Origin of the sequence: Andreprevotia sp. IGB-42 (assembly GCF_009848685.1) — a bacterium.
In the GTDB taxonomy this organism is placed as follows: domain Bacteria; phylum Pseudomonadota; class Gammaproteobacteria; order Burkholderiales; family Chitinibacteraceae; genus Andreprevotia.
Genome location: NZ_WXTX01000007.1, coordinates 13764 through 40202 on the forward strand (window position 1 = coordinate 13764; position 26439 = coordinate 40202).

The 26439-nt window shown below is 62.6% G+C and carries 20 protein-coding genes; 12 read left to right on the forward strand and 8 right to left on the reverse strand.

Translation table 11 applies throughout. The features are described from left to right. The first annotated feature begins 142 nt into the window (after nucleotides 1-142). On the forward strand, nucleotides 143-559 hold the full coding sequence (locus tag IGB42_RS11830; protein ID WP_159671803.1) for a hypothetical protein: 417 nt from the start codon (nucleotides 143-145) through the stop codon (nucleotides 557-559). Beyond that, nucleotides 556-1074 (forward strand): EVE domain-containing protein, encoded by a 519-nt coding sequence (locus IGB42_RS11835; protein WP_159671805.1) that lies wholly within the window; start codon nucleotides 556-558, stop codon nucleotides 1072-1074. The genes IGB42_RS11830 and IGB42_RS11835 overlap by 4 nt, the downstream gene beginning before the upstream one ends. On the opposite strand, the gene IGB42_RS11840 is transcribed toward IGB42_RS11835, so the two are convergent. The 7 genes from IGB42_RS11840 to IGB42_RS11870 form a co-directional block, all read right to left on the reverse strand. Next, complete coding sequence (locus IGB42_RS11840; RefSeq protein ID WP_159671807.1) at nucleotides 1059-1361, reverse strand: Dabb family protein; 303 nt, start codon at nucleotides 1359-1361, stop codon at nucleotides 1059-1061. The genes IGB42_RS11835 and IGB42_RS11840 overlap by 16 nt on opposite strands. A 21-nt stretch (nucleotides 1362-1382) precedes the next feature. Further along, nucleotides 1383-2024 (reverse strand): alanyl-tRNA editing protein, encoded by a 642-nt coding sequence (locus tag IGB42_RS11845; protein WP_159671811.1) that lies wholly within the window; start codon nucleotides 2022-2024, stop codon nucleotides 1383-1385. A 9-nt stretch (nucleotides 2025-2033) separates the two neighbouring features. Continuing rightward, nucleotides 2034-2831: an MOSC domain-containing protein gene (locus IGB42_RS11850; protein ID WP_159671814.1), complete on the reverse strand. Its 798-nt coding sequence runs from the start codon at nucleotides 2829-2831 to the stop codon at nucleotides 2034-2036. Nucleotides 2832-2941: 110 nt separating this feature from the next. Next, nucleotides 2942-5212 carry a DNA internalization-related competence protein ComEC/Rec2 gene (locus tag IGB42_RS11855; RefSeq protein ID WP_159671816.1) on the reverse strand — a complete coding sequence of 757 codons (2271 nt, stop codon included), beginning with the start codon at nucleotides 5210-5212 and terminating at the stop codon, nucleotides 2942-2944. Between the two features lie 204 nt (nucleotides 5213-5416). Beyond that, nucleotides 5417-6751 (reverse strand): glycoside hydrolase family 19 protein, encoded by a 1335-nt coding sequence (locus IGB42_RS11860; protein WP_236822562.1) that lies wholly within the window; start codon nucleotides 6749-6751, stop codon nucleotides 5417-5419. A 593-nt stretch (nucleotides 6752-7344) separates the two neighbouring features. Further along, nucleotides 7345-8640 (reverse strand): ATP-binding protein, encoded by a 1296-nt coding sequence (locus IGB42_RS11865; RefSeq protein WP_159671819.1) that lies wholly within the window; start codon nucleotides 8638-8640, stop codon nucleotides 7345-7347. Nucleotides 8641-8646: 6 nt separating this feature from the next. Beyond that, complete coding sequence (locus tag IGB42_RS11870; RefSeq protein ID WP_159671821.1) at nucleotides 8647-9327, reverse strand: response regulator transcription factor; 681 nt, start codon at nucleotides 9325-9327, stop codon at nucleotides 8647-8649. Between the two features lie 180 nt (nucleotides 9328-9507). Between IGB42_RS11870 and IGB42_RS11875 the strand changes: the two genes are divergently transcribed. From IGB42_RS11875 to IGB42_RS11915, 9 genes are all read left to right on the forward strand, one after another. Further along, nucleotides 9508-11349, forward strand: coding sequence for a serine hydrolase (locus IGB42_RS11875; protein WP_159671824.1), 1842 nt, complete (start codon nucleotides 9508-9510; stop codon nucleotides 11347-11349). Between the two features lie 342 nt (nucleotides 11350-11691). Continuing rightward, a complete protein-coding gene (locus tag IGB42_RS11880) occupies nucleotides 11692-12249 on the forward strand; it encodes a peroxiredoxin (protein ID WP_159671827.1) in 558 nt (185 codons plus the stop codon). A 387-nt stretch (nucleotides 12250-12636) separates the two neighbouring features. After that, on the forward strand, nucleotides 12637-13446 hold the full coding sequence (locus IGB42_RS11885) for a class I SAM-dependent methyltransferase (protein WP_159671830.1): 810 nt from the start codon (nucleotides 12637-12639) through the stop codon (nucleotides 13444-13446). Between the two features lie 125 nt (nucleotides 13447-13571). After that, nucleotides 13572-14720: a methionine aminotransferase gene (locus IGB42_RS11890; protein ID WP_159671833.1), complete on the forward strand. Its 1149-nt coding sequence runs from the start codon at nucleotides 13572-13574 to the stop codon at nucleotides 14718-14720. A 317-nt stretch (nucleotides 14721-15037) separates the two neighbouring features. Continuing rightward, complete coding sequence (locus IGB42_RS11895; protein WP_159671836.1) at nucleotides 15038-15517, forward strand: MarR family winged helix-turn-helix transcriptional regulator; 480 nt, start codon at nucleotides 15038-15040, stop codon at nucleotides 15515-15517. Between the two features lie 15 nt (nucleotides 15518-15532). Beyond that, nucleotides 15533-17059, forward strand: coding sequence for an MFS transporter (locus tag IGB42_RS11900; RefSeq protein WP_236822563.1), 1527 nt, complete (start codon nucleotides 15533-15535; stop codon nucleotides 17057-17059). A gap of 76 nt (nucleotides 17060-17135) precedes the next feature. Next, nucleotides 17136-18308 carry a UbiH/UbiF family hydroxylase gene (locus IGB42_RS11905; RefSeq protein WP_159671841.1) on the forward strand — a complete coding sequence of 391 codons (1173 nt, stop codon included), beginning with the start codon at nucleotides 17136-17138 and terminating at the stop codon, nucleotides 18306-18308. 15 nt (nucleotides 18309-18323) lie between these two features. Next, nucleotides 18324-19055 (forward strand): DsbC family protein, encoded by a 732-nt coding sequence (locus IGB42_RS11910; RefSeq protein WP_236822564.1) that lies wholly within the window; start codon nucleotides 18324-18326, stop codon nucleotides 19053-19055. Between the two features lie 284 nt (nucleotides 19056-19339). Next, complete coding sequence (locus IGB42_RS11915) at nucleotides 19340-22075, forward strand: S8 family peptidase (RefSeq protein ID WP_201799918.1); 2736 nt, start codon at nucleotides 19340-19342, stop codon at nucleotides 22073-22075. A 168-nt stretch (nucleotides 22076-22243) separates the two neighbouring features. Here the strand turns inward: IGB42_RS11915 and IGB42_RS11920 are convergent, their stop codons facing one another. Continuing rightward, a complete protein-coding gene (locus IGB42_RS11920; protein ID WP_159671848.1) occupies nucleotides 22244-22396 on the reverse strand; it encodes a hypothetical protein in 153 nt (50 codons plus the stop codon). Nucleotides 22397-22723: 327 nt separating this feature from the next. Between IGB42_RS11920 and IGB42_RS11925 the strand changes: the two genes are divergently transcribed. Continuing rightward, entirely contained in the window at nucleotides 22724-26389 is a 3666-nt protein-coding gene (locus tag IGB42_RS11925) for a phosphocholine-specific phospholipase C (protein WP_159671850.1), read from the forward strand. The last annotated feature ends 50 nt before the right edge of the window (nucleotides 26390-26439 follow it).

A 26439-nucleotide genomic window follows, 5' to 3' on the forward strand; every position in this document is an offset into this window, starting at 1 on the left:
TGACATCAGTGCATGTTGCATGCAACTGTTGACGGGTGATGCTGTAACAGCCTGGTGAACGCATTGGCTGCTGCACGCTACTGACAAAATCTGACACTGCATGGCACTAAGCTGGCTGCATCAATCACAGCAGGAAGCCGCCATGTACCGCTATCACATCGAAACCCGGGTTGCCGCCACGCCGGCGCAACTGTTTGCCGCCAAGCTGCGCATCACCGATTGGCCATTGTGGGATGCCGGGCTGGAAGCCACCGGCATCGACGGCCCGGTGCAGGAGGGTGCGGCGTTCTGGCTGCGCCCCAAGGGTGGGCCGACAGTGGCGATGCAGATCGAAACGCTGATCGCACCGCATTGCTTCAGTGATATTGCGCGGCTGACCGGCGCCACGTTGCGTACCCGTTCCGAGTTCGTGGCAAACGCGCAGGGCACGCTGGTACGCGAATCGCTGGAGGCTTGGGGGCCACTGGCATGGCTGTGGAACCGCTTGCTGGTGCGCAAGCTGGCAGCGGGCGCCAGTGAGGAAATCAGGCAGTTTGCCGCCAGGGCAGCGCAAGCATGACCGGCCTCAACAAGACGGCCGCTACCGCCCGATCAGGCAGCGCAGATGGTGCGGATACCCGGCGCTGGTGGATTGCGGTGGCGAGTGCCGATCATGCCGCGCGTGGCCGGGCTGGTGGCTATATGCAGGTTTGCCATGGCAAGGTTGCGCCATTGCGCCGGCTGAAGCAGGGCGACATGGTGATCTACTACGCGCCTGCCATGCAGATGGGTAGCAAAACACTGTGCCAGGTATTCGTCTCCATCGGGGAGGTGATCAACCTGCAACCCTATGCATGCGATATGGGGGAGGGGTTCGTGCCGTACCGGCGCGATGTGGCGTACTGGCCAGCCCAGCAGGCGGCGATCAGGCCGCTGCTGGATGCGCTGGCGTTTACCCGCGGCAGGCGCAACTGGGGTTACGCATTCCGTTTTGGCTTGCTGGAAATCAGCGCGGACGATGGCGCCATCATTGCCAGGGCCATGCAGGCGGAGCAGCCGTCAGTCCATCAGCCAGCGGATCAGGCTGCCCAGTAATCGACGATCACTGCCTTGGCGAGCAAAGGATTTACCTGCTCGATGAATGCCACATGCGCCGGGTGGCCCAGGTAGCGGTCACGCGCCTCGGCCGAGAAAAAACTCAGCGTGAAGGCGTGGCTCAGGCCGTCATTCAGTGGCTCCGGGCTGACATTCTCGCCGTACTCGAAGGCGGTGATGTCGCTGATCTGGCCCGGCAAGGCGCGGAACGCCTGGATGGCCTTGTCGATCTGGGGGGCGGATGTGGCTGGCTTGAAGGCAAACAGTACGATGTGGCGTAGCAGCATTACGGTGGTTCCTGAACGACGTTAGAGGGGAACGCTGATTTCGATGCGCTCTTTGCCTTTGCCTATATTCTTGCGTTTCAGCGTGATGTTACCCACTTCGCCGCTGCGGCGCAGGTGCGTGCCGCCGCACGGTACCTGTGCCAGCGCCGGTATCTGCCAGTAACGCCGCTCTGCCGCGGCATCGCTGAAGGCGCTTTCAATTGCGTAATCGGCAGCGACGATGGCATTGGCCTCTGCCGTCAGGGCTGGAAACAGCGCAGCGATATTGCCATCGTAGACAAAATCGATACGTGCCTTGTCTGCGGCGATGTGCGCGCCGATTCTGGCGATGCCCGGTACGGCAGCGCAAACCAGCTCCAGCACGATCTCGGCAGCGAAGTGCAGCCGCATCAATGCATGGCGGCGCGGCCAGTCTATGGTCATGTGTACGGCATCGCCCACCTGCAGGCCGTGGCCTGCTGCCAGCGTGTAGTGAAGATTGCGACCGTCCTTGCGCGCGGCCAGCACCGGCATGCCGTTGAAGTGGCCGGCATCGCTTTCCTGCCCGCCGGATTCGGCATAGAAAATGGTGGCGGTTACTTGCACGGTGTCACCGTCCACGTGGCTGATGGTGGTATCGAGCGTGCTGCGGTAGGGGTCTTCCCAGAATGCCTTGTGCGTCATCACGTTTCGCTATGCCAGCACTTCAACCGGCAGGCCGGTTTGCAGCTGGCCATTGTTTTCTGCCAGCAGCAACTGGCCGAATAGCACACCGTCTTCGCCCTTGCGGTGCTTGACCAGACTGCGGATGGGTTCCTGATCGCCGGTTTTTTCGCCGGTATCCGGGTCCACCGTGGTGAACACGCAGCGCTCGCACGGCTTGCTGATGCGGAAGATCACCTCGCCGATACGGATGCGCTGCCAGCCATCTTCGGCAAAGGCTGCCGTCCCGCTGATGACCAGATTGGGCCGGAAGCGCGCCATGGCCATATCGCGGCCTACCCATGCCGATAGCTGTACGCGCGATGCCTCGCCGATCAGCAGCAGCGGGTGGCCATCGGCAAACGACAGGGGTACCTCCGGGTGGCGCTTCACGCGCCGCTGCGTTTCGCCGGTATAGATCAGCTGCAGCTTGCGGCCCAGCTGTGCAGATAGCCAGTCATCGGCATCCGCCGCGCCATGCCATGCATCAAACGCATCGCGCCATACCTGCACCGGCAGCAACTGGTTGAACTGCTTGCGTGCCACGGTCACGCTGCTGCCATCGGGTGCCGATAGCGTGATGCCGATTTCATCCGGCGCGGCATGCAGCGTAACCAGCCGCGGCAGCTCGCGCCCGGTTACGAAGCGGCCGGTTTCATCCGCCACCATCCACGCCCTGTCGTCCGCCAAGCCTTGCGCACTGACGGCGCTGCTGACCAACGACTGACCGTGCATGGATTTGACGGGGTAACGGTACAGCGCAGTGAGTGTACAGGTTGGGGATGTCATGGCGGTGGTAATGGCATTCCTGGGGCGGCATGGTGCAAAGGGATGGCTGATTGTAACGGCATCACGGGCGCTGCCTGCTGGGCACTTTCCTGTATATGCGTTACTGGTGCTCAGGGTTCTGCCGGCGCAGGCGCTGCCAGCCAGTAGCGTTGCCGTGTGGCGCGCTCATTGCTGATGGTGACGCTATCGCCAACGTTGATGCGGATGGCGCCACCCGCGTCGGTACGCAATGCTTGCGCACCCGCCGCTTCATAGCGGGCCACGGTGGCGGGCTTGGGATGCCCGAAGTGATTGAGGTAACCGGCAGAGAACACCACCCAGCGCGGTGCCGTGGCATCGAGCAGCGCTGCGGTGGAGGACTTGGCGCTGCCGTGGTGCGGCGCCACCACGATGCCGTGCGGCAGCAATACGCCGCTGGCGGCCAGTGCGCCTTCCTCGGCTGCGCCGATATCGCCGGCGATCAGCAACGGGGGTTTGCCGGGGGCGGATACCTGCAGCACGCAGCTGTGTGCATTGTCGTCGCCATGGAAATCCGCCGGCGGCCAGACAATGGCAAAGTGCACGCCATCGCGCTGCCAGGCCTGCCCTTGCTGGCAGGCCACATGCGGCACTTGCAGTTGCCGCGCCGGGTGATCGGCTGGCAGGCTGCTGAGCAACTGCGCCGGCCTGACCGCATTGAGCACATCCGCCGCGCCGCCGCTGTGATCGTTGTCGTTGTGCGAGACGATCACCACATCCAGCCGGGCAGCACCCAGCGCACGCAGCGTGGGCAGTACGTTGCGCTGGCCCGCCGGGGGTGGGCCGGTATCGTACAGCAGCGCGTGCTGGCGCGTTTGCACCAGCACCGCCAGGCCCTGGCCCACATCCAGCACGGTAACGCGGTAGGTGACGTCATCCGGTTGCACCGGCTTGAATGCCACCAGCGGCATCAGCAGTACCAGCCCCGGCAGGCGCCCAGCCAGCCCGCGTGGCGCCAGCAGCAACAACACGCCCAGCAGCGCGGGTAGCCATGCCCAAGCGGGCGGGGCGGGCAGGGTCAGCAGGTTGAGGGGCAGGCGCTCGCACCACTGCAGCAGCCAGTCGGTGAGCGCAAACAGCCGTTCTGCGCCATGCAGTGCCAACCCGGTCGGATCCAGCAGCCCCAGCAAGGCCAGTGGGGTGATCACCACGCTGACCAGCGGGATTGCCACCGCATTGGCCAGCGGCGATACCAGCGGTACCTGCTGAAACACGATCAGCAGCAAGGGGAACGACGCCAGCGTGGCTGCCCATTGCGTGCTCACCCAGCCATGCCATTTCAGCCCCTCGCCCAAGCGTGCACTGCCGGCCCACAGCAAGCCGCCCACGGTCAGGAATGACAGCCAGAACCCCACCGACAGCGCGGCAAACGGATCGAACACCAGCACCGCCGTCAGCGCCGCCAGCCAGATCGTGAACGTTCCGGCTGGCCGGGCCTTCCACAGGCCCCAGGCGGTAACGGCCAGCATCAATAACGTCCGCTGCGTGGGCACGCTCATGCCTGCCAGCAGGCTGTAGAGCAGCGCGGTAATCAGCCCCGCCAGCAACGCCGCGCGTGGTGCGCCCAGCCGGTGTGCGTACCGTGAGCGCCGCCACAGCCAGCGCACCAGCCCGGCCATCAACCCGGCCAGCAAGGTAATATGAAGGCCAGAAATCGAGATCAGATGTGTAACGCCCGTCGCCGCATAGCGCTGCCATTGATCATTGGGAATGCCACCCTGATCCCCCACGGTAAGCGCCACCACCACGCCACGATAGGGGGCATCCGGCAGGATGCTGAGGATGCGGCTGCGTAGCGCTTCACGTACGCGGTCGATGCCGGTTTGCCACGCAAAGCCCGGCAGTTTCTCGCCGTGGCGGATATTGGCGGTAGCGCCGATATCCTGTTGCAGCAACCAGCTTTCCGCATCGAACCCGCCTGGGTTGAGCGTGCCGTGTACCTGCTTGGGCTTGAGCTGCACCTGCCAGCGCTCGCCCACATGCACTGGCGGGGGCTTGCCATACCAACTGGCCTGGATGCGTGTCGGCAGATCGGGCCTGCCGTCCGGCACGAAGGTAAAACGGGTGCCGAAGCGGATATCGCGTGGCAGATCGGCAATGTAGCCGCTGGCCTCGACCGCCTGGTTTTCCAGCGCCGGATTCAGCCGGTCTGCCAGCCGCCAGTGCGCCCGCAGGTCGGCATAGCCAAAGCCGCATGCCAGCGCACCCATCACCGCCAGCCAGCGCCAGCGTGGCCAGAACAGTGCTGCAATGATCAACGCACTACCCGCCAGCAACCACGGCCACGGCGCCACCAGCGCAGGCTGCGTTTGCAGCACGCAGACCCCGGCAACGAAGGCAAGCAGGCAGGCGAGTTTGAGCACGCTCTACCTTAGAAGAGATGGGGGTTTTCCTCAAGCGTGTGGATGCATTTGCCGTTTCGAGGGGGCGGCGTTCGCAATGCACTGTTTTGCGTGTTGCTTCCTCACACACTGGCGCGTAGTTGGCAAATGTCTACGACAAAACAAGGGCCCGCAAGCGGGCCCTTGTGCAGTCTCCGGCCGCCAGGCGGCCGGTGCTCAGGCTGATCAGCAGCCGGTATTGCTGCCAGAGGTCACACCCAGGATGTTGGTGAAGTACAGGTAGCTGGTAATCCGGCTTTGTACCTGCGCCGGGTTGCGGCCACCGCATTCCAGTGCGCCATTGATGCTGCGGATGGTCTCGCCGAACGAGCCACCAACGATGCCGGCGTGCGGCGTCATCGTGCCCGGGCCGGTCTGCGTCATCCAGTACCAGATACCGGTTTTCCATGCCACGGTCGCGTCACGGGCCACCAGGTCCGGGTCGGCCAGCAGGTTGAGGCCCAGCGCTGCGCCAGCCAGTGCATAGTTGGGGTTCCAGCTCAGTTGCATCGGGCCGCGGCCGTAGTAACGCTTGCCCGGTGCGCAGGGGTACGGTGCACCCCAAGCGCCACGATCGCAATACTCACCCTTGGCGATTTCCTCGATGTAGACGAGGCCACCGGTTTCATGGCCGATGTTGGCCAGGAATGCTGCGGCTTCCTGCTTGCGGGTGGTATCGCTGCCGGTGTTGGCAAAAGCCGGATAGGCGCTGAGCGCGTTGACCAGTCCCTGGTAGGTATAGAACGAATTGCGGCCCGGGAACATCTGGTTGAACTGTGCTTCAGAGACCACGAAGCCGTTACCGCCGCCGCCAGGAACCGGGGTCGGGTTAGGTGTACCGCCGCCACTGCCGCTGCACGAAGACGGTTGCCAGTACCAGGTGCTGATGGTCGGGTCGGTGCCATCGCTGCCATTGGTGCCGGTATTCACCACCTTGTAGAAGCTGCCGTTGTAGTTCACCACGGTGCCCAGGCTGTAGTTTGTACCGCGCTGCCAGGCAGGGCAGCTGGCCGGGGCCGGTGTCGGGGTGGCTGGCTTGGGTGTTGGCGCCGGGGTCGGGTTGGTGCCGCCGGTGCAGGTGGTTTTTTGCCAGTACCAGGTGCTGATGGTCGGGTCGGTGCCGTCGCTGCCATTACTGCCGACGTTTACCACCTTGTAGTAGCTGCCGTTGTAATTCACCACGGTGCCCAGACTGTAGTTCACGCCGCTCTGCCACGTAGCGCCGCTGCAGCTACCGCCGCCGGGTGCGGGGGTAGGTTGGGGTGCGGGGGTCGGGTTCGGCGACGAGGTGCCGCCAGTGGCGCTCCACAGTGTCGGTGTGGCGGCCGGGTTCCAGTTGGTGCCCACATAGGCGGTATGGGTAACCAGCGCGGTGTAGTCCTTGCCGTTGTAGGTCACCACGGTGCCGGCGTTGTAGGTAACGCCTTCTTTCCAAGCCGTGGCGGCCACTGCGTATACGCTGACGCTGAGCATGGCGCACAGCAGGCCATTGCGGGCCAGGTTTTTGACGGTCCGATTCATCTGGTCTCACTCCATTATGTTTTTTTGATGGCCCCGGCCGTGTTACCGGTGCCAGTGCCTGCGCCACAGCCACGATATTGCGGTCTGTTGTCAGAACTTGTCTTGATCTGATCTGCGCTGCTTCATCTTCATTTTTGGGTGTAACAATGTCAATGCCGTTCTGACAGCGCTTTCATTGTTGTTTCATGGCACCGGACTGGTGCGACCGTTGACCTACGCCATTTCGTGGATGACGGCGTAATCAAACAGGGTGGATGAACGGTTGTTTTTTCCGATTAACGGGTTTACTTAAGAAAATGCTTTTATACACAAGCACTTAGGTGAAATCAGGCTCGCATGCGCGGCCGGGATTAATGTCAAGTTTTTGAATTTAAAAGATTTTATTCTTGGTGCTGACGCTTGCTGCTGTGGAAGCAGCACCGCAGCCAAGCTGATCGGTAACAGATGGTCATAATCGGGAACGGCCGGCCCTATTTGTCGAAATAGATCATCTGTGCTCCGGGTGGCTTCCGTTTATCGTGCCATACGGGCAATTTGGCGGCAGCTTTCCGGCTGCGCAGATCCACGCGTGCTGGCTCAGCCAGAAGGCATGTTCAGCCTGCTTTTTCTGCCACAGCCGGCCACGCAAACACAAACCGCGCCCCACCATGTGCACCTGGTTCCACCCACACCGCCCCCTTGTGGCGCTGGGCTATGCGCTTTACCAGTGCCAGGCCCAGGCCCACACCGCCGGTATCGCGGCTGCGGCTGTCATCCAGGCGCACAAACGGTTCGAATATCCGTTCGCGGTCTGCGGCTGGCACGCCCGGCCCATCATCTTCTACCACCAGTTGCATGGTTTGCCCCTCTGCATGGGCACTGATCCACACTGTGGTTTGTGCGTGTCGGCAGGCGTTCCTGATCAGGTTGTCCAGCACGTGGCGCAGCAGGCGTTCGTCCGCCGCTACCGTTATCGGTGCGTTCACCGGTATCGCTGCCAGCGTGATGGTGCAGCGGCCGGCTGAATGGGCTGCCTGTATCTGTTCGAGCCATGGTTGCAAGGCCACTGCCTGCAACTGCAAGGGCTCACGCGCGTCCAGCTTGCCGTAGCCGAGCAGTTCATTGATCAGCGTATCGATTTCGCCCAGGTCTTCCCGCAGTTTCTGTTGCAGCAGCGCGATTTGCGCTGCGTTCTTGCCATCCTGCAAATCCAGCGAGAAATAGGCGCGCGCCAGCGGGGTGCGCAGCTCGTGCGCCACCGCGTTGAGCAGTTCTTGCTGCCGGGCAACCAGTTGCTCGATCTGCGCTGCCATCTGGTTCATGCGCTCGGCCAGCGGCTGCAAGCTGGATGACTGGCGGATGTTGCTTACCCGCGTGTGCAGCTCACCTTCGCCCAGCCGCGCTGCCGCCTCTCGCAACCGTTGCAGATCGCGCCAGAACGGCCGCACCTGCAGCGTGTAGAGCAGCGCAGCCAGCGCCAGCAGTGTCAGCCCCCATACGGCGATGATGGCGTTCAGTTGTGAGGGGGGCGCCGGGGTTTGCAGCGTCAGCACGCGGCCATCGCGCATCAGCAGCGACAGCCTATCCGGCTCTAGCTGGTTCAGCAGCTTGCCTTGCTGCAGTAGCGCCGTTTCATCCGCTTTGAAATGCGCCAGTGGCAATACCCGCAACTGCAACACCCCCATGCTGTGCTGCAGGCGTGCCAGGTTTTGCTGGAATTGCTCTTCGTTCAGCGGTGGGGGGATGTGCAGTTCCTGTTCCAGCGTTTTCAGCGCGCCCACAAAGGTATGCCGGGTATAGTCATCCCCCTGATCGCTGATCAGGCTGGCAACGATGGCATTGATGCCGAACAGTGAAAGTGGCAACAGCACCACCACCAGCAACAGCTGGCGCAACAACACTTTCCACATCGGCTGCTACCCGGCCTGCTGGATGAACATGTAACCGCGGCCCCAGACCGTTTTGATCTGCAGCAGCGAGCTGGCGAGTTTACGCCGCAGCCGTGACACGAAAACGTCGGCAGAGCGGTCAAACCCGTCGAAATCGATACCGCGCAAGCGCAGCAGGATGTCGTCGCGGCTGACCACGCTGCCCATGCGCTCTACCAGCAGGCACAGCAATTCAAATTCGCTGGTGGTCAGGATCAGCTCGCCCTGCGGCAGGAAGGCTTGCCGCGCAGCGCGGTCTATCCGCAACGGGCCGATGCTGACCGGTGCGGTGCTGGATGGCGCCGCAACATGCGGGCGGCGCAGCAATGCATTGATCCGCGCCAGCAACACGCGTGGCTGCACCGGCTTCACCACATAATCATCGGCGCCCAGCTCCAGGCCGATGACCTCGTCCACGTTTTCGCCGCGCGCGGTCAGCATCAGGATGGGTATGCCGCTTTGGCTGCGCAGCTGCTTGCAGACGGCAAAGCCGTCGCAACCGGGCAGCATCACATCCAGGATCAGCAGATCGGGCGGGCGCCGTGCTACGTGGGCCAGCACTTCGTCCCCGCGGTACACGCAATCGACCACGAAGCCATGCTCGCCCAGGTATTCCCGGATCAGCGCCGAGAGTTTGCGGTCGTCTTCGACCAGTAAAATTTTTGCCACTGCCGCCGCTGCCTCCGTGCATGCCAGACCAGATACTGTTGCAACGCCACGGCGAGGATAGGCAGGCACCGGTTGCCACGCAACGGCTTTCACAGATTTTCACAACTTATTACGGCTTTGAAAAGCTTGTGGTGGGGGATGCCCATAGCATCTGGCGGTCATTCACCCCTCGAGCTTGCCATGATTCCTGTACGCCCTTCAGCCGTTCTGCTTGCCACTGCATTGACGCTCAGCGCATGCGGTGGCGACGACAACAATGCGGTCAGCCCTTCGCCCATTCCATCGGTCGCTCCCGTTGTCACCCCCACGCCCGCCCCGGCGGCGCAGACTGATTACCGTGCCACCATTGCGCAGCTGGAGCAGGACATCCGCCAGCAAATGCAACAGCAGCAGGTAGTGGGCCTGTCGATTGCGCTGATCGATGATCAGCGCGTGGTGTGGAGCAGCGGTTTTGGCTATGCCGATGCGGCCAAAAAAACGCCTGTCAGCGCCGATAGCTTGTTTCGTGCCGGATCGATTTCCAAACTGTTTACCGCCACCGCACTGATGCAGCAGGTTGAGCAAGGCAACACCGCAGTGGAGCGTTCGCTGAGCAGTGTGCTGCCAACATTCCACGTGCAATCACGCTTTCATGCCGACCAGGCTGCTGCGGATGCGGATGTCACGCTGGCACGTGTGCTCAGCCATCAGGCTGGCCTGCCGGGCGAGTACCTCACCGGCCTCAAAACCGGGGCGATCACGCTGGGGCAACTATCCGCCAGTGTGAATGGCTTGTGGCTGGCCAGCCGGCCCGGCACCGTCTATGCATATTCCAACCTCGGTTTCACCTTGCTGGGCGCCGCGGTAGAGCGCCTTTCCGGCAAACCGTTCAGCGAGCAGATGCGCAGTGGCTTGCTGCGCCCGCTGGGCATGGCGCAATCCGATTTCAGCACCCCGCAGTCAGGCACCGCCAGCGGCCACCTGGGCGGGCAGCCCATCGGCTTCCAGCCCGAATACAACAACGAGCCGGAAGGCGGCCTGTGGACCAGCGCCAACGAGCTATCCCGCTTTGTGCGCATGGTGTTTGCCGGCGGGCAGATCGATGGCAAAACCATCTTGCGGCCCGAAACCCTGGCAAAGATGCAGGTGGCGCAATTTGCCGATAATCCCTACCAGCCGGACTGCCGGATCGGCCTGGGCTGGTTCATGAACGAGTGTGGTACCCCTGTCGTGGGCGGCGGTGTAAAGGTGATGCAACACAGCGGCGCCACCCATGCATACAATACCCAGCTCACGCTGCTGCCGGAACACAAGCTGGCGGTCATCGTGCTGACCAACTCGGATACCGGCGACGGCTTTGCGTCGGAAGTCGCCGCGCAAGCAGCGCGGCAGCTCTTGCTGGCCAAAACCGGGCGCACAGTCAGCGCGCCCGCGTTGCCCGCAGCAACGCTGGGCCCGGTATCGGCCAGCGATCTGGTGCAATACCCCGGCGTTTACGTGCAGGAAACCACCGAAACCTCCATCAAGCCGGCTGTGATCAGCAGTGATGGCAAGGGGCTGACGTTGGCAACGACCAAGGAGAGCTTCCCGCTGTTGCGGGATCAGGATGGCTGGCTGCGCGCGCCTGCCAGCCTGAACCTGCCATTCCGCCTGCAGCTGCGCCAGATCAATGGCAACAGTGTGTTGCTTGCCCAAAGCGCCGCCGGTACGCAAATGCTGGCCAGCCGCGTAGACCCGGTACCGATCAGCGCCGAATGGCTGGCCATGCAGGGCCGCTACAGCGCCACCAACCCGGACGAGCCGGGGGTGGTGCAAACGCTGGATCTGGTGGAAAGCGAAGGTTATCTGGCACTCGTCAGTGGCGGCGAGATCGTACGCCTGCTTACCCCGATCAATAGCCGCCAGGTCATCACCAGTGGTTTGGGACGCGGTATGGGCGATACGCTGGAGCGCACTGCAACCGGGCTCGCCGGGCTGGGGTTCACGCTGACCAAAGTGTCGGGCAATGTCGCTGCGGGCAAGGGCTTGCTGCCGCGGCGCTGATCAGGCAACCCGGGTTTGCGGAATCCCCTGATTTCGCATCAGTGTGCAAGGCCGTTGCCGACAGGCAACGGCCTTTTGCGTTTCATCGTCCGCGTTGCCCATGCTTTGCCGCCTGAAGCTCAGGTATGGACGACACGGCGCACCGCGTATTGGCCGTACATCTTGTGCGTTATCCAGGTGCACCCGTTGGCCCGGCGAGCGTTACAGGTAAATGCTGCGGCACTGGCAGGGCATGCAATCGCAGATTAATGCAACTGCCAGCTACACTGCACACTGCCCTGTATCACCTTCAGCGGCGCAGCACGCCGCTACCCCATGCAAGAATCCAGCGAGGAAGCAGACATGAAACACCGATTGGCAAACAGGCTGTTCAGGTTGATGTTCGGGACCGGGTTGGCGGTGTATTCGCTGGCCGCATTTGCGGTGCTGGCACCGGGGGACAAGGCGCCGGCCTTTGTTGCACAGGCATCGCTGGGCGGCAATGTGTATGACTACTCGCTGGCTGAAGAGCTGAAAAAAGGCCCGGTCGTGGTGTACTTCTATCCGGCGGCATTCACCAAAGGCTGCACGATAGAGGCCCACCAGTTTGCCGAAGCAGTGGATGAATACAAGACACTGGGCGCCACGGTGATCGGTATCTCGCACGACAATATCGATACGCTCAAGCGTTTTTCGGTGAGTGAATGTCGCGGCAAATTCCCGGTTGCGGCGGATGCAGAATCGAAAATCATCCAGTCCTACGATGCAGCGCTGCCCATGATGAAAACGGCCAATCGCGTGTCTTATGTGATTGCGCCAGATGGCACGGTGCTTTACGAGTACACCAGCCTGTCGCCGGACAAGCATGTGGCCAATACGCTGCAGGCATTGCGGGACTGGAAGGCGAAGCAGAAGAAGTAGCCGCCAACCTGTGTGGGGATAGCCTGCAGGCTGGCAGCCATGACTACATGAGGTGACTGGATAGATAGGCTGCGCGTAGCCGGTGTGTGCCGCGCCCATGTTTGAGACGCTACCGCCAGCTACTGCCATCCCGCTTGAGTGCGCCGTGCTTATGCGCCCGGCGCTGGCCGAAATGGTGCGATTTGCGTACGCCGCTGTTGAATTGCAAGCATCACGCATGCATAACCAGACTCACACGATGGCCGGATGTACTGGCACGTTTGCTGCTGGATAAAGCGCTATCTGCAAACCCATCAGCAGTTGGCGCGATCCCGCCACAGCTGGTGTTGCACTCGAATCCATCAGCGCGATACGGCCTCCCGGCTTGTATCCACCACAACGGCCACCATGAAAAAATCCATTGCACTCCTGCTGTGCAGCTTGCTCGCTGCAGGCAGCGTATACGCTGAAGATGCCGCGTTGCGCGCCGCCATTGCCGGCCCGCAGCGCACCCCTGCCAACGCCGCGCGTGACCCGGCGCGGCACCCGTACGAAACGCTGACCTTCTTTGGCATCCGCCCCAACCAGACGGTGGTTGAGCTCACCCCGGATGGCGGCTGGTATACCGAGATCCTCGCTCCCTATCTGAGTGCCAATGGTCACTACATTGGCGCGGGCAGCAACCCTGCTTCTGCGAGTGAAGCGGCGCGCAATAGCGCCGCGCGCTTTGCACAGAAACTGCAGGCAGACCCGGCCAGCTATGGCAAGGCCACCATCGGTATTTTCGAACCGCCGACCACCTACCAGTTTGCGCCGGCCGGCAGTGCAGACCTGGTGCTGACCTTCCGCAACGTGCACAACTGGGTAAAGCTGGGTGATCCTGCGCTGAAGGCATTGTTTGCCAGCGTGTACACCAGCCTGAAACCGGGTGGCGTATTCGGCGTGGTGGAGCACCGCCTGCCGGAAGACCGCCCGCAGGATGCCACTGCCAGCACCGGCTACGTGCATGAATCCTATGTGATCAAGCTGGCCCGCGAGGCCGGTTTCAAGCTGGCCGGCACGGCCGAGATCAATGCCAACCCCAAGGACAACGCCGATCACAAGGGGGGCGTGTGGGCGTTGCCGCCCGGCTACGCCAACCGCGATGAAGACCGTGCGCTGTATGCGGCAATTGGTGAAAGCGACCGCATGACCTTGAAGTTCGTGAAGCCACAATAAGGCAGCAAGGCGCAGCGCCCGTCCCGGGGCCTCGATAGCACCTTGCCAGGCCAAGCCCAGAAAGTGCGTTGCCCCGGCTGGCCGTGCTTGGCACACTGGCATCATCACTATCCAGGTTTTCGGCAATGCGTTTCCAGTCCAAGCTGCCCGATGTGGGCGTCACCATTTTCAGCACCATGTCGCAACTGGCGGCGGAGCATGATGCGGTCAACCTCTCGCAGGGGTTTCCGGATTTTGCCTGCGACCCGGCGCTGCTCGATGGCGTAAACGCTGCCATGCGCGCGGGTTACAACCAGTATGCAGCGATGCCGGGTTTGCCGGCACTGCGGCAGGCCATCGCGGCCAAGGTGCAGCTCAGCCTGGGTGTGGCGGTGGATGCGGAGCAAGAGATCACCGTCACCGCCGGCGCCACGCAGGCGCTGTTCACTGCCATTGCCACGGTGCTGCACGCCGGGGATGAAGCCATCATTCTGGAGCCCGCCTACGATAGCTACGCGCCAGCCATTGCCGCGCAAGGGGCTACCGTGGTGCGCATCGCGCTCACCGCCCCCAGCTTTGCCGTGGATTGGGCCGAGGTCGAGCAGGCGGTTACGCCGCGTACGCGGCTGATCATCGTCAACAACCCCAACAACCCGGCCACCAGCGTATTCAGCCAAGCCGATCTGCACGCACTGGCGGCTATTGCCGAGCGGCATGATCTGCTGGTGCTGGCAGACGAAGTCTACGAGCACCTGGTATTCGATCAGTTGCGCCACCACAGCGTGCTCAGCCATCCGGCGTTGCGTGCGCGCAGCTTTGCCACTTACTCATTCGGCAAGACCTTCCATGCCACCGGCTGGAAAGTGGGTTACTGCATTGCACCGCCCGCGCTGACCGCCGAATTCCGCAAGCTGCACCAGTACCTGGTGTTCTCGGTGAACACGCCCATGCAGCATGCATTGGCCGCCTACCTGGCACAGCCCGCGCACTGGCAAGCGCTGGCATCGTTTTATGCCGCCAAGCGCGATCAACTGGCGGCCGGCCTGCAACAGGCGGGCTTCAAACTATTGTCCAACCAGGGCACCTACTTCCAGTTGGCCGACTACAGCGCCATCCGCCCTGATCTGGGCGAACTGCAGTTTGCGCAATGGCTGACACGCGAGCATGGCGTGGCCAGCATCCCGGTATCCGCCTTCTATGCAGACGGGCGCGATCAGCATCTGGTACGGTTTTGCTTTGCCAAGCAGGCTGCGACGCTGGAGCGGGCGATCAGTTTGTTGGCGGGGCTGCGCTAACCAGCCGGGAATCTGCCGGTGGCAGTTTGTCGAAATACGCTTGAGCTTCTCTGAAGGGAATATCCCGTCAACAGGCTTTGGCTTGGTTGACCAGCCCGGGAGCGTGCACCCCCGAACCTGCAGGTCTGTGCTGTTGTGCATCGGCACCATGCGGCAGATGACCCTTGCCCGGATTCGTCATCAAGCCCCGCTTGCTTCTTTCCTGCATCGCCCGACTGGCGGCACGTGCATTGCAGCGTTCTTTTTGCTACATTCAATATAGTTACATTTGTAATTATATGGGCGGCAGAGCGAAGCAACCCGCTCAAGGATGTGCAATGGAACTCGAAACCCGGCTGGATCGTTACCTGCAGGATTACCCGCAAGCGCCGCGCGAAGTCATCCTGGCATCGCGGCTGCTGTTCCGGGCCGCGCACCTGTTGGAGGCGCATATCGATGCTGCCTTGCAGCCGCTGGGGCTGGTGATGCGGCAGTACCTGGCGCTGGTAATCATCAAGGCGGATGCGGGTACGCCGATCAAGCCATCCGCGCTCAGCGTATCGCTGGATGCCACGCGCACGCAGGTTACCCGGCTGCTGGATGGGCTGGAGCAGGCGGGCTGGGTGCAGCGGCAGCATTCGCAGGCAGACCGGCGCAGCCTGGATCTGCTGCTGACCGATGCCGGCGCGCAGTTGCTGCTGCAAGCCACCCCGGCTGTTCACGCCGCGTATGCGCAAGCGTGGCAGGTGGTGAGTGCAGAGGGTTTGCGCCCGATGATCGGTGGCCTGGCCCGGCTCAACAGCAGCCTGGGCGGGTAGGCGATGCGGTTGCAGATGTCGGCACGGTTGCGGCAACAGCAGCGCCGGTTGCTGATGGCTTTGCTGGGGCTGATCACCGCGGTGGAGTTCTTCGAGAACACCATGTTCGTTTTTGCCGCCAGCCATATCGTCGGCGGCATCAGTGCCGCGCCGCGCGAGTTTGCGCAGGTGCAGGCGGCCTATGCAATCGGCAGCATGCTGATGATCGTCAAGCAGCAATGGCTGTCGCGGCACTTTGGCTACCGGCGTTACCTGTGCGGCGCGCTGTTGCTGTTCATCATTGGCGCGCTGGGCTGCGCGGCCAGCCACAATCTGGCAGAGCTGACCGCGGCGCGCTTCGTGCAGGGCGTGGGCGGCGGGGCGCTGTTCACCAGCAGCCGTATCCTGGTCAACATGCTGTTCGGCCCGGCCGAGCGGGGCAGGGCGCTCAAGTATTTCATGGTGATGATCTTTGCGGCCTCCGCCTTTGCACCGGCACTCGCAGCGCAACTGGTGGATGCACACGGCTGGCAATGGTTGTTCTACGGTGCGCTGCCGCCGGCCATCGTGGCGCTGGCAGGGTGTTGGCTGCTGCTGCCGGAAACACCGCGCAGCGATGCTCCGGCACCTTACCCGGCGTGGCCACTGCTATTGTTTGCGGCGGCCATCGTCTGCCTGCAGCTGATGCTGTCGCAAACGCGCTATGACTTCTTTGCCCACCCGCTGCGCCTTTTGTTCCTGGCCGTGGCGGGCGGGGTGCTGCTGGCAGGCTTTTTGTGGCAGCAGTACCGCCATCCGGATCCGATCCTGCATGTGCGCGAGCTGCACAGCCCGGTGTATCTCACCGGGCTGGGGCTGTATTTCCTGCACTATTTCCTGAGCAACTTCAGCGGTTATCTGTTCCCGGTGTATGCCGAGCACGCGCTGGCCCTGCCACTGACGGCGGTAGGCTGGTTGAGCAGCATCGCCGGCGTTGCCGGGGTGGGCATTGCTTATGGCTACGTCAAACTGGGCCGGCGCTTTGCCAGCAAGAAGCCCTTGATGCTGGTGGGCGCGCTGGCCATGGCGCTGACTGCATGGTGGTTTGCACGGCTGCCGGCAGATGCCACCGCTGCATCCTTGCTGCCGGGCCTGCTGGCCAAGGGGCTTTTCTCGGTGCTGCTGGTGATGCCGGTAGCGGGGCTGACGTTCCGCGAGCTGGGGGATAGCCGCTTTGCGCATGGCTACCAGGGCAAGAACCTGATGCGGCAGATTGCCGGTTCCATTTCCACCGCCATCGCTGCGGTGCTGATGCAGAACCGCCAGTTTGCCGTGCACACGGAGCTGAGCGGCACGCTGGGCGCAGACCGGCCAGCGGTGGGGCAATGGCTGGAGCAGATGCAGCAGCTGTTACAGGTGCGGGGATTTTCTGGCGAGCAGGCGCATGCGGGTGCTTTGGCCGAGCTGGCCCGCGTGGTCGATCACCAGGCGCAGTTGATTGCCTGTCAGGATCTGTACCTGTTGCTGGCTGCCGCCGCAGTGTTGACTGCCTGTGTGGTGGCGCTGCAGCGCAAGCTGCCATGAATTGATGATCGGTACGCCGGGCGCATGGTGGTCATGCCCACTGCCGCAGCAAGGGTGCTGCTGATACACTCGCGGCATGAATCGGGAATTCGATATTGTGATCGTCGGTGGTGGCCTGGTCGGGGCGGCGCTGGCTGCCAGCTTGCGGGACAGCGCGTTCGAGATCGCGCTGGTCGAAGGGGCACCGCCTGCCAGTACCTGGCCGGCGGAAGAATGGGATAGCCGCGTCTACGCGATCAGCCGCGCCAGCCGGCGCCTGCTCAAGGAGATCGGCGCGTGGCAGAAGCTGGATGCCAGCCGGCTGGGACCGGTTGCGGCGATGCAGATCTACGGCGACGATGGCCGATCAAAGCTGGCATTCAATGCGCTGGATGCTGGCGTGGACGATCTGGCGGTGATCCTGGAAAGCCGCCAGCTGCAGTCTGCGTTGTGGCAGACCGCCAGCGAGGCGGGCAATGTCACGCTGATTACGCCAGCCCGGCCCGAGCAATACCAGGCCGACCGTGATGGCGCGCAACTGACGCTGAGCAATGGCGACACCTTGCGCGCCCGTCTGGTGGTGGGCGCTGATGGTGCGCAATCCTGGCTGCGCCAGCAGGCCGGTATCGAAGCGCGTGCCGAGGCTTACCAGCAGTGGGGTGTGGTGGCCAATTTCGACATCGAGCGCCCGCACTACGGCGCCGCGAGACAATGGTTTTTTGAAGACGGCGTGCTGGCCTGGCTGCCGCTGGCCGGCAACCGTATTTCTATCGTGTGGTCGTGTGATGATGCCCGGAAGGACGAGCTGCTGGCGCTGGACGCAACCGCGCTGGCGGCACGCGTGGCGGATGCCGGCGGCAGGCAACTGGGTGAGCTCACCACCATCACCACTGCGGCGGCGTTTCCGCTGCGGCTCACGCACGTCGAATCACTGGTGCAGGCGCATGTGGCCTTGGTGGGCGATGCCGCCCATACCGTGCACCCGCTCGCCGGTCAGGGCGTCAACCTGGGTTTTGGCGATGTTGCGGAACTCGCGCGTATTCTCAAGGCCGAACACCCGGCCCGTTGTGGGGACTATCTGGTGTTGCGCCGCTACGAGCGCGCGCGGCGCGAAGCAATCTATCTGATGCAGGGCGTTTGCCACGGCCTGCAAAAGTTGTTCAACAACACCAATCCGTGGCTTAAACCGCTGCGCAATCTGGGGCTGGGGCTGACGGACAGCCTGCCTTGGGTGAAGCAGCAACTGATCCATCATGCGATGGATAACTGAAGCAAGGAAATGTCCGTGAAAAAGCTCTACAGCCTGATGCTTGCTGCTGGTCTCGTTGCACTGACCGCTTGTTCGGCTACCGCAGCCGATACAGTGCCCAAGGATCTGAAAGCCAAATTGCAGCAGCAGCTGAGCGTCAAAGAAATCTCGTCGATCAGCACCACGCCGATGAAAGGCATTTATGAGGTGGTGCTGGGCAACCGGGAAATCGTGTATACCGATGCCACCGGCGCTTATGTGCTCGTTGGCGACATGATCGATGTGGCCAAGAAACAAAGTCTGACCGAAACACGCAAGAACGACCTGATGAAGGCCGATTTTTCCAAGCTGCCGCTGGAGCGTGCGATCAAGGAAGTGCGTGGCGATGGCAGCCGCAAGTTGGCCGTGTTTTCCGATCCGGATTGCCCTTTCTGCCACAAGCTGGAAAAAGAAGGCTTGGCCGGCCTGACCAACGTCACCATCTATACCTTCCTGTTCCCGCTGCCCATGCATCAGGACGCCGAGCGCAAATCGATTGCCATGTGGTGTGCATCGGGTACCGGCCCGGCAGCGTGGCGTGCATGGATGGATGACGGCAAGCTGCCGGAACCTGCCAAGATCGATTGCGAAAACCCGGTGCAGCAAAACCTGGCATTGGGCCAGCAGATGGGTATCAGCGGTACGCCAGCGCTGATCTTCACCAATGGCAAGGTGGTACCGGGCGCAATCCCGAAGGAAAGGATCGAAGAGCTGCTGAACGCCAAGTAAACACGTCGTGCATGGCTTCTGCCATGCCGCGTGCTTCCGGCTGACAGGGTAGCGCCCCGCATTGCGGGGCGTTGTTCGTTCGGGGCTATGGCAACCGCTTGAATGGCAGCATCCCGGGCCGTGGCGCGTGTGATCCGGGCGCACCGCCGGGGGCCAGCAGCGCCTGTGGTTTCTGACATGCATGCGCTCGTCGTAAGATTTTTGGGGTGCAGGTACGGCGTGTCAGAATGACGGTGTTGAATTCTTTTCCGTCACGCATCAGCCGTTGCCGCTGCAGGTTCCCCATGCTTTCCTTCCGTCCGCGCTCTTTCCTGCTCACCGCGCCGCTGCTCGCGCTATCTGTATTGCTCACCGCCTGTGTCGACGACGTGGGCGACAACGCTCCGCAGCGTGTGCAAAGTGATGCGCAGGTGCAAAACCTGATCGTCAAGATGAAGCAGGATGGCCTGCAGCAGCAAGTGGCGCTGCTCTCTGCCGCCGCGGCCCGGGCGGTATCAACGCGCGCCGGAACCCGTTTGGTGCCATTGCGTGTCAGTGCGACCGGTGCGCAGGTGCTGGCTTTGCCCGCACCGGTATCAGGCCATGAAGCTGCACAGATTGCCGCCCGTATTGCAGCGGACAGCAGCGTTGAGTATGCCGAGCCGGATGTGCGCATGACTGCACTGGCGGTGCCCAATGACAGCCGTTTTGGCGAGCAATGGGCACTGCGCGAGCCCGAACGTGCTGCGGGTGGTATCAATGCGGTGGATGCGTGGGATGTCACACAGGGTAGCGATGGCATCGTGGTGGCGGTGGTCGATACCGGCATTTTGCCGCATGCGGATTTTGGTGGCCGCGTGTTGCCCGGTTACGACTTCATTTCCGATGCAAAAATGGCCAACGATGGGGGTGGGCGCGACAGCAATGCCGCAGACCCCGGCGATTGGCTGACTCAATCCGAGGCCATTGCAAATGGCGGGAATGCTGCCCGCAGCAGTAGCTGGCATGGCACACACGTGGCCGGCATCATTGCCGCGCAGGGCAATAATGGCCTGGGTGTGGCCGGCATAGACTGGCATGCGCGCATTCTGCCGGTGCGCGTGCTGGGCAAGGGCGGCGGCATGCTGTCCGATATCACCGACGGCATCGTGTGGGCGGCAGGCGGCGGCGTACCCGGTGTACCCACCAACCCCAATCCGGCACGGGTGATCAACATGAGCCTGGGTGGCGGTGGCACATGCAGCCGCAGTTACCAGGATGCAATCGATTACGCAGTAGCGCGTGGCGTGGTGGTGGTGGTGGCTGCCGGTAACGAGGCACAGGATGCGGGCAGCGTGGCGCCGGCCAGTTGCAACAACGTGATTACCGTGGCCGCAGTCGGCCTCGACGGTGGCAGAGCCGGCTATTCCAACTATGGCAGCAAGGTTACCCTTGCAGCGCCTGGCGGCAATATGGGCCGGGATACCGGCATCCTGTCGCTGGGTGACCGTGGTACCACCACGCCGCAGTACAGCAATGATTACGTGAACATGCAGGGCACCAGCATGGCGGCGCCGCAGGTGGCTGGCGTGGTATCGCTGATGCTGGCGGTGAACCCGGCGCTGAACAGCGCACAGGTCAGGGATATCCTGCGTTATAGCGTCCGGCAGTTCCCCACAGGGACCGGCCATGATTGCACCTTGTCGATGTGCGGGGCAGGGTTGGTCAACGCTGCAGCTGCCGTGCGTGCTGCCGCAGCGGCAACGGGGGGCAATACGCAGGCCGTCCCGCAATCGGGCTGGTGGTGGAATACCAGCGAAGGCGGGCGTGGCTTTGCACTGGAAATCCGCAATGGCCGCATTTTCATGGCCGGCTTCCTGTACGGTGCTGATGGCAAGCCCACCTGGGTGGTGTCCGGCGGGCAGATGAGGGATGCCTATAACTACAGCGGCAAGCTTGAGCAATATCGCGGTGGCCAGATGCTTGCCGGCAGCTACAAGGCGCCGCAGATGACCGGAACGGTCGGCGATGTATCGCTGAAATTCACCGATGCCAGCCACCTGGTGATGAACTGGCCGGGCGGGCAGGTGCAACTCGAGCGTTTCGATATCGTGCCGGGCAGCCTGGCCAGGCCGCAACAGGGTTTCCGGCCGGATTCCGGCTGGTGGTGGAACCCGGCAGAAGCGGGCAGTGGCTATGCCATCGAAGTGCAGGGTGATCAGCTGTTCGTTGCCGGCTTCATGTACGACGAGCAGGGCAATCCCACCTGGATGGTATCGAGCGGCACCATGACAGCAAACAATGCCTACGCCGGCAATTGGGTCAGCTATGCCGGTGGCCAGCCGATGGTGGGTAGCTACCGGGCACCGGTGGTGACCAATCCGGCTGCGGGCGCATTGCGGCTGGCTTTCAGTGATAGCCGCAATGTGGTGATGACCTTGCCCAATGGCGCAAAGAAAACGCTGACACGCTTCGATGTCGGCGTGAATCTGCCTTTCGTGTCGCTCCCCTCCAACCAGATCAGGACATCGCAACTGCTGGGCTCGTGGACGTTCTCTTATCGCATCTATACCAGCCCCTTTACCGATTACTTCCTGTTCGATGCCGTCGAGCAATCGTATGACGATGCCAATCAGTACTATGCGTATGGACTGGATGCTTATGGTGATCTGGTCATTGGCGCTTATTTTGACAATCCGCCGGGCTATATGATCTACAGCGCCGGGGAATTGATCGACCAGGTCTACACCTTCAGTTCCGCCGATTCCGATGTGGTCAATGGCGGCTGCTATTACCTGATCGACAACAGCACCGGTAGATGGAGCAATTGCTACTCACTGTTCGGTATCCGCACCCGGGATGGCGGTGTCAGCAGCTTTGCCAATGGCGGGCAAGCCGCGACGGCGCGCGCCAGCCAGGAGCAGCAACGCCTGGCCGGGGTCAACCAGGCGACCGCGGGTGCTGCCGGCCAGCGCCTGCTGTCAACGCCGGATGCATTGGCACAGCAGCGCGTGCAGGCGATGAAACAGCGCATTGATCAGCAACGGAACACGGGGCAGTAAGGCGCAAAGGGGCTGCGCTGCGCCGGGATATCCCGCTTTATTCCGGGCCGCAGTCCCGGGTTGTCGCCTGGTCTGCGGTTGCATCGGGCACGGGGGCAGCGGTCTCCGGCGCGAACCGGCTATCTTCCCCGGTCAACCGGGCTGAACTCCGGGAAGTCGTACGGCGGATCAGTGCGTTCCCGGTGCGGTTGCGGCGTCAGTCGGGGCCGGAATCGTAACGACGGTGTCCCAGTAAAACAGCTGGCCCGGCTCGATCACCTGCTCCGGTTCGGTATCGAGCGCAGCCGCATATAAAAAAGGCTTGTTGGTCAGCGTGGCCACCAGCTTACCTGTGTCGTGGATACCACGGATCACCAGGCAGTCGCCGTCCCTCCCAAACCTGTGCGAATTTGATGGATTTCATCCATAACGCCGCCACGGTCGGCGCTGCAGGTGGCGTGGCAACAGGCTGCACCGCACTGGCGGCGAGTTGCAAGGTGGCGAGGGCGATCATCAGGGAGCGGAACAGGGTGATCGCTGGGGCCGTGTTCCGAATGCCCGCACCGGGGCGACACAAATTTTTAATCGTCCCGTTACGTACCCGTCATGCGCCGTCAACACTTCTAGACGACTATGCGAATTCCAAATTATCAGATGGGGGAGTTCAGCATGAGCATGTCACGTCGTCGTTTCCTGAAATATGGTGGTGCCGGTGCATCGCTGGCGGCTTTGCCGCTCAGCCTGCAGAAGGTGCTGGCTGCCGGCACGCAAGCAGGTAGCCTGGCTTCGGTGGCGCATGTGGTGATCCTGAGCCAGGAAAATCGCGCGTTCGATCACTACCTGGGCACGCTCAACGGCGTGCGTGGCTACAACGATCCGCACCCGTTGCGCCTGCCCGATGGCAGCAGCGTGTTCGCGCAGAAGAACGCCAGTGGCCAGGCCATCTGGCCGTTCCGCCTGAATGCCGCCACCACCAACGGCCAGTGCATGGTCGACGTGGCGCACGACTGGAGCACCGGTCGCCAGGCATTCAACGGCGGTGTGATGGACAAGTGGATACCCAACAAGGGCAATTACGGCATGGCGTACTACACGCGCGCCGATATCCCGTTCCACCATGCGTTGTCCGATGCCTTCACCACCTGTGATCACTATTTCTGTTCCGCCGATACCAGTACCAACCCCAACCGGCTGTTCCTGATGTCCGGCTCCAACGGTGCCGGGCTGTGGAGCGGTGCTGCGTCGATGGATAACAACGAAGCAACGCCCTTCACCTGGAAAACCTATGCCGAGCGGCTGGAAACGGCCGGCATCAGCTGGAAGGTGTATCAGGAAGCGGATAACTACGACGACAATGCGCTGGCCTGGTTTGCCAACTTCAAGAATGCTGCCACCAGTTCCAACCTGTACAAGCGCGGTATGGCGCGTTTTGCCCGCACGCAGTTCGCTACCGACGTGCAGAACGATGCATTGCCGGCAGTGAGCTGGATCATTGCCCCGGCGGCGCTGTCCGAACACCCCAACCACAGCCCGAACGGCGGTGGCGATTACGCCAAGATCTTCCTCGATGCGCTCGCCAGCAACCCGGCGGTGTGGGCCAAGACGGTGTTCATTTACACCTATGACGAAAACGGCGGCATTTTCGACCACGTAGTGCCACCGATACCGCCGGCCGGCACCACCAATGAATGGAGCAACGGTTACCCGCTGGGCCTTGGCCACCGCATTCCCACCTGGCTGATTTCGCCGTGGAGCGTGGGGGGCTGGGTGCATAGCCAGACCAGTGACCATACCTCCACGCTGCGTTTCCTGGAGCAGTTTACCGGCGTGCAGGAACCCAATATCAGTGCATGGCGCCGCAGTGTTTGCGGTAACTTGATGGATGGTTTCGACTTCACCGCCAGCGGCTATGGCTTTCCGTCCACATTGCCCAATACCGCCAACCTGGCATCCGATGCCGCCTATGCCTGCGCCAATCTGCCGGCCGCCACGCCCAATGGCGAGAACAGCGCACCGCTGGTCGAAGCAGGCGGCGCGCGGCCGCTGCGCCCGGTCGCCGTGCAGCCGTCGCTCAATGCGGTGGTCGATCCGGCCACCAGGAAGATCACGCTCAGCTTTGGCAACAGCGGTGCGCAGGGCGCAGCATTCGATGTGCATGGCTACACCTACCTGTTGTTCACACCGGTGTTCGTCACTGTGCCGGCCAGCGGCAGCCAGACGCAGGTGATCGATGGCGCCAGCGCCACCAATGGCCGCTTCGACGTGGCCGTGCATGGCCCCAACAGCTTCTATCGCCGCTTTGCCGGCAGCTTCTCGGCCACTGCTTACCAGAGCGGTGCGTATCCACAAGTGACGGTGACGCCCAACCCGGTTGGCGGCGCGGTCAGCGTCACCATCCAGAACCGCACGGCTGCCGCCATCACCATCAACGTCGACAACTATCTGGCCGGCACACGTGCGCCGCAGCTCATTGCCGCCAGTGCCACCGCCACGTTCACGCTATCCACGCTGAACAACTGGTACGACTTCATGTTGCTGGTGAACGGTGATGCCACCAATACCTTCATCTACGAGTATTGCGGCCATATCGAGGGCGGAACCAGCATGACCTTCCCGGGGCGCCGCGCCATTGCCGGCGTTACCCCGAGCCCCACGCCGACGCCGTCGCCCACGCCATCGCCGGAGCTGGGTGCGGGCTTTACCGCGGCGCTGCTCACCGGCCTGACCCACTACTACCGTTTCGAGAACGGCGGCAGCGACGAGGTGGGCGGCAATGCGCTGACCACCGCCGGCCCGGTGGCGTACGACACTGCCGGCAAGTACAGCACTGCGCTCAAGCTCGATGCCACGCAGGCCGCTGCTGCCTACCTGCCGTACGACATGAGCACCGGCCCGGCCAGTTTCAGCCTGGGCTTCTGGGTGAAACTGCCTACCGGCATGGCCACCGAAACCAGCGTGATGGCCAACAAGGACTGGGCCACCGGCAAGAACGCCGGTATCTCCATCGGCACCACCGGTGATGGCCGCTTCAAGTTCAATATCGGTGACGGCACCAACCGCGCGGATGGCTATATCGCCATGGTGGTGGGCAGCTGGATCTACGTGGCCATCACGCTCGATACCGCCAACAAGAAGATGATCTGCTACGCCAGCAATGCCGCCGGCGTGGTCAGTACCACCACGATCAGCTACAGCAACGTCACCGGCAATATCGTGCCGACCTACAAGCGCTGGGCGCTGAACGAAGATGCGCGTGGCGATTACTACAGCCGCTTCCCCACCGAGAAATACCTGCTCGAGTTCGATGACCTGGCCGTATGGAACCGCATCCTCAACGCCAGCGATATCGGCGCGATTGCCGGCGCCAACCAGCCGATCCAGACGCTGCGCACAGCGCCGACGCCCACTCCGACGCCGGCCCCGACTGGCTGGAGCGCTGCACTGCTGACCAGCCTGGCGCATTACCACCGCTTCGATGGCGATGGCGTGGACGACGTGGCCGGCAGCAGCGCCACTTTTGCCGGCACCACCACCTATCCGGCCGGCCAGTACGGTAGCGGCATCCAGCTATCTGCCCCGCTCGCAGCCGCGGCTTTCCTGCCCTATGACGTGAGCGCTGCCAGCAGCAGCTTCACCATCGGCTTCTGGGTGAAGATGCCGTCCGGCATGGGCAGCAACATGACCAGCGTGGTGGCGAACAAGGACTGGGCAACGGGCAAGAATGCCGGTTTCTCGGTCGGGCACTCGGGTGATGGCCGTTTCAAGTTTAACGTCGGCGACGGCACCAACCGGGCCGACGGCTACCTCGCGATGCCGACCAATGTGTGGTGCTACGTGGCCATCTGCGTGGACAAGATCGCGAAGACCATGCGTTGCTACGCCAGCCAGTCGAGCACCGACGTGCGCGAAGCCACCGTGAGCTTCAGCAACGTGACCGGCAACGTGGTGCCGAGCTATGGCCGCTGGGCGTTGAACGAAGATGCGCGCGGCGATTACTACAGCCGCAACCCGGCCGAGAAATTCGTGCTGGCGTTCGACGACGTGGCGGTATGGACACGTGCGCTCAGCTACGACGAGATCAAGGCCATTGCGGCCTCGGGTGCGCCGGTAGCTTCGTTGCGCAGCGGCAGCACACAGGCCGTTGCCGCGATGAGCGCACCGGTGGCAGTGGCTGCATGCGCGGCGCCGTGGGCAAGCGCCAGCAGTTACGCGGCTGGTGCAACGGTCAGCTATCAGGGCCGCAACTATCGCGCCAAATGGGTCACGCAGGGCGATCGCCCGGATAACAACAGTGGTGCTGCATTGCCATGGGAGTTGGTGGGGAACTGCAATTGATGCCATGATCTGGCGGTAATCTGCACAGGAAAGCCCCGCTCACAAGGCGG

Coding starts and splice junctions, on each gene's coding strand:
- IGB42_RS11905 (WP_159671841.1), top strand. CDS start 17,136: ATGAATCGGGAATTCGATATTGTGATCGTCGGTGGTGGCCTGGTCGGG.
- IGB42_RS11875 (WP_159671824.1), top strand. CDS start 9,508: ATGATTCCTGTACGCCCTTCAGCCGTTCTGCTTGCCACTGCATTGACG.
- IGB42_RS11880 (WP_159671827.1), top strand. CDS start 11,692: ATGAAACACCGATTGGCAAACAGGCTGTTCAGGTTGATGTTCGGGACC.
- IGB42_RS11835 (WP_159671805.1), top strand. CDS start 556: ATGACCGGCCTCAACAAGACGGCCGCTACCGCCCGATCAGGCAGCGCA.
- IGB42_RS11850 (WP_159671814.1), bottom strand. CDS start 2,831: ATGACATCCCCAACCTGTACACTCACTGCGCTGTACCGTTACCCCGTC.
- IGB42_RS11840 (WP_159671807.1), bottom strand. CDS start 1,361: ATGCTGCTACGCCACATCGTACTGTTTGCCTTCAAGCCAGCCACATCC.
- IGB42_RS11860 (WP_236822562.1), bottom strand. CDS start 6,751: ATGAATCGGACCGTCAAAAACCTGGCCCGCAATGGCCTGCTGTGCGCC.
- IGB42_RS11865 (WP_159671819.1), bottom strand. CDS start 8,640: ATGTGGAAAGTGTTGTTGCGCCAGCTGTTGCTGGTGGTGGTGCTGTTG.
- IGB42_RS11890 (WP_159671833.1), top strand. CDS start 13,572: ATGCGTTTCCAGTCCAAGCTGCCCGATGTGGGCGTCACCATTTTCAGC.
- IGB42_RS11915 (WP_201799918.1), top strand. CDS start 19,340: ATGCTTTCCTTCCGTCCGCGCTCTTTCCTGCTCACCGCGCCGCTGCTC.
- IGB42_RS11830 (WP_159671803.1), top strand. CDS start 143: ATGTACCGCTATCACATCGAAACCCGGGTTGCCGCCACGCCGGCGCAA.
- IGB42_RS11900 (WP_236822563.1), top strand. CDS start 15,533: ATGTCGGCACGGTTGCGGCAACAGCAGCGCCGGTTGCTGATGGCTTTG.
- IGB42_RS11925 (WP_159671850.1), top strand. CDS start 22,724: ATGAGCATGTCACGTCGTCGTTTCCTGAAATATGGTGGTGCCGGTGCA.
- IGB42_RS11885 (WP_159671830.1), top strand. CDS start 12,637: ATGAAAAAATCCATTGCACTCCTGCTGTGCAGCTTGCTCGCTGCAGGC.
- IGB42_RS11845 (WP_159671811.1), bottom strand. CDS start 2,024: ATGACGCACAAGGCATTCTGGGAAGACCCCTACCGCAGCACGCTCGAT.
- IGB42_RS11895 (WP_159671836.1), top strand. CDS start 15,038: ATGGAACTCGAAACCCGGCTGGATCGTTACCTGCAGGATTACCCGCAA.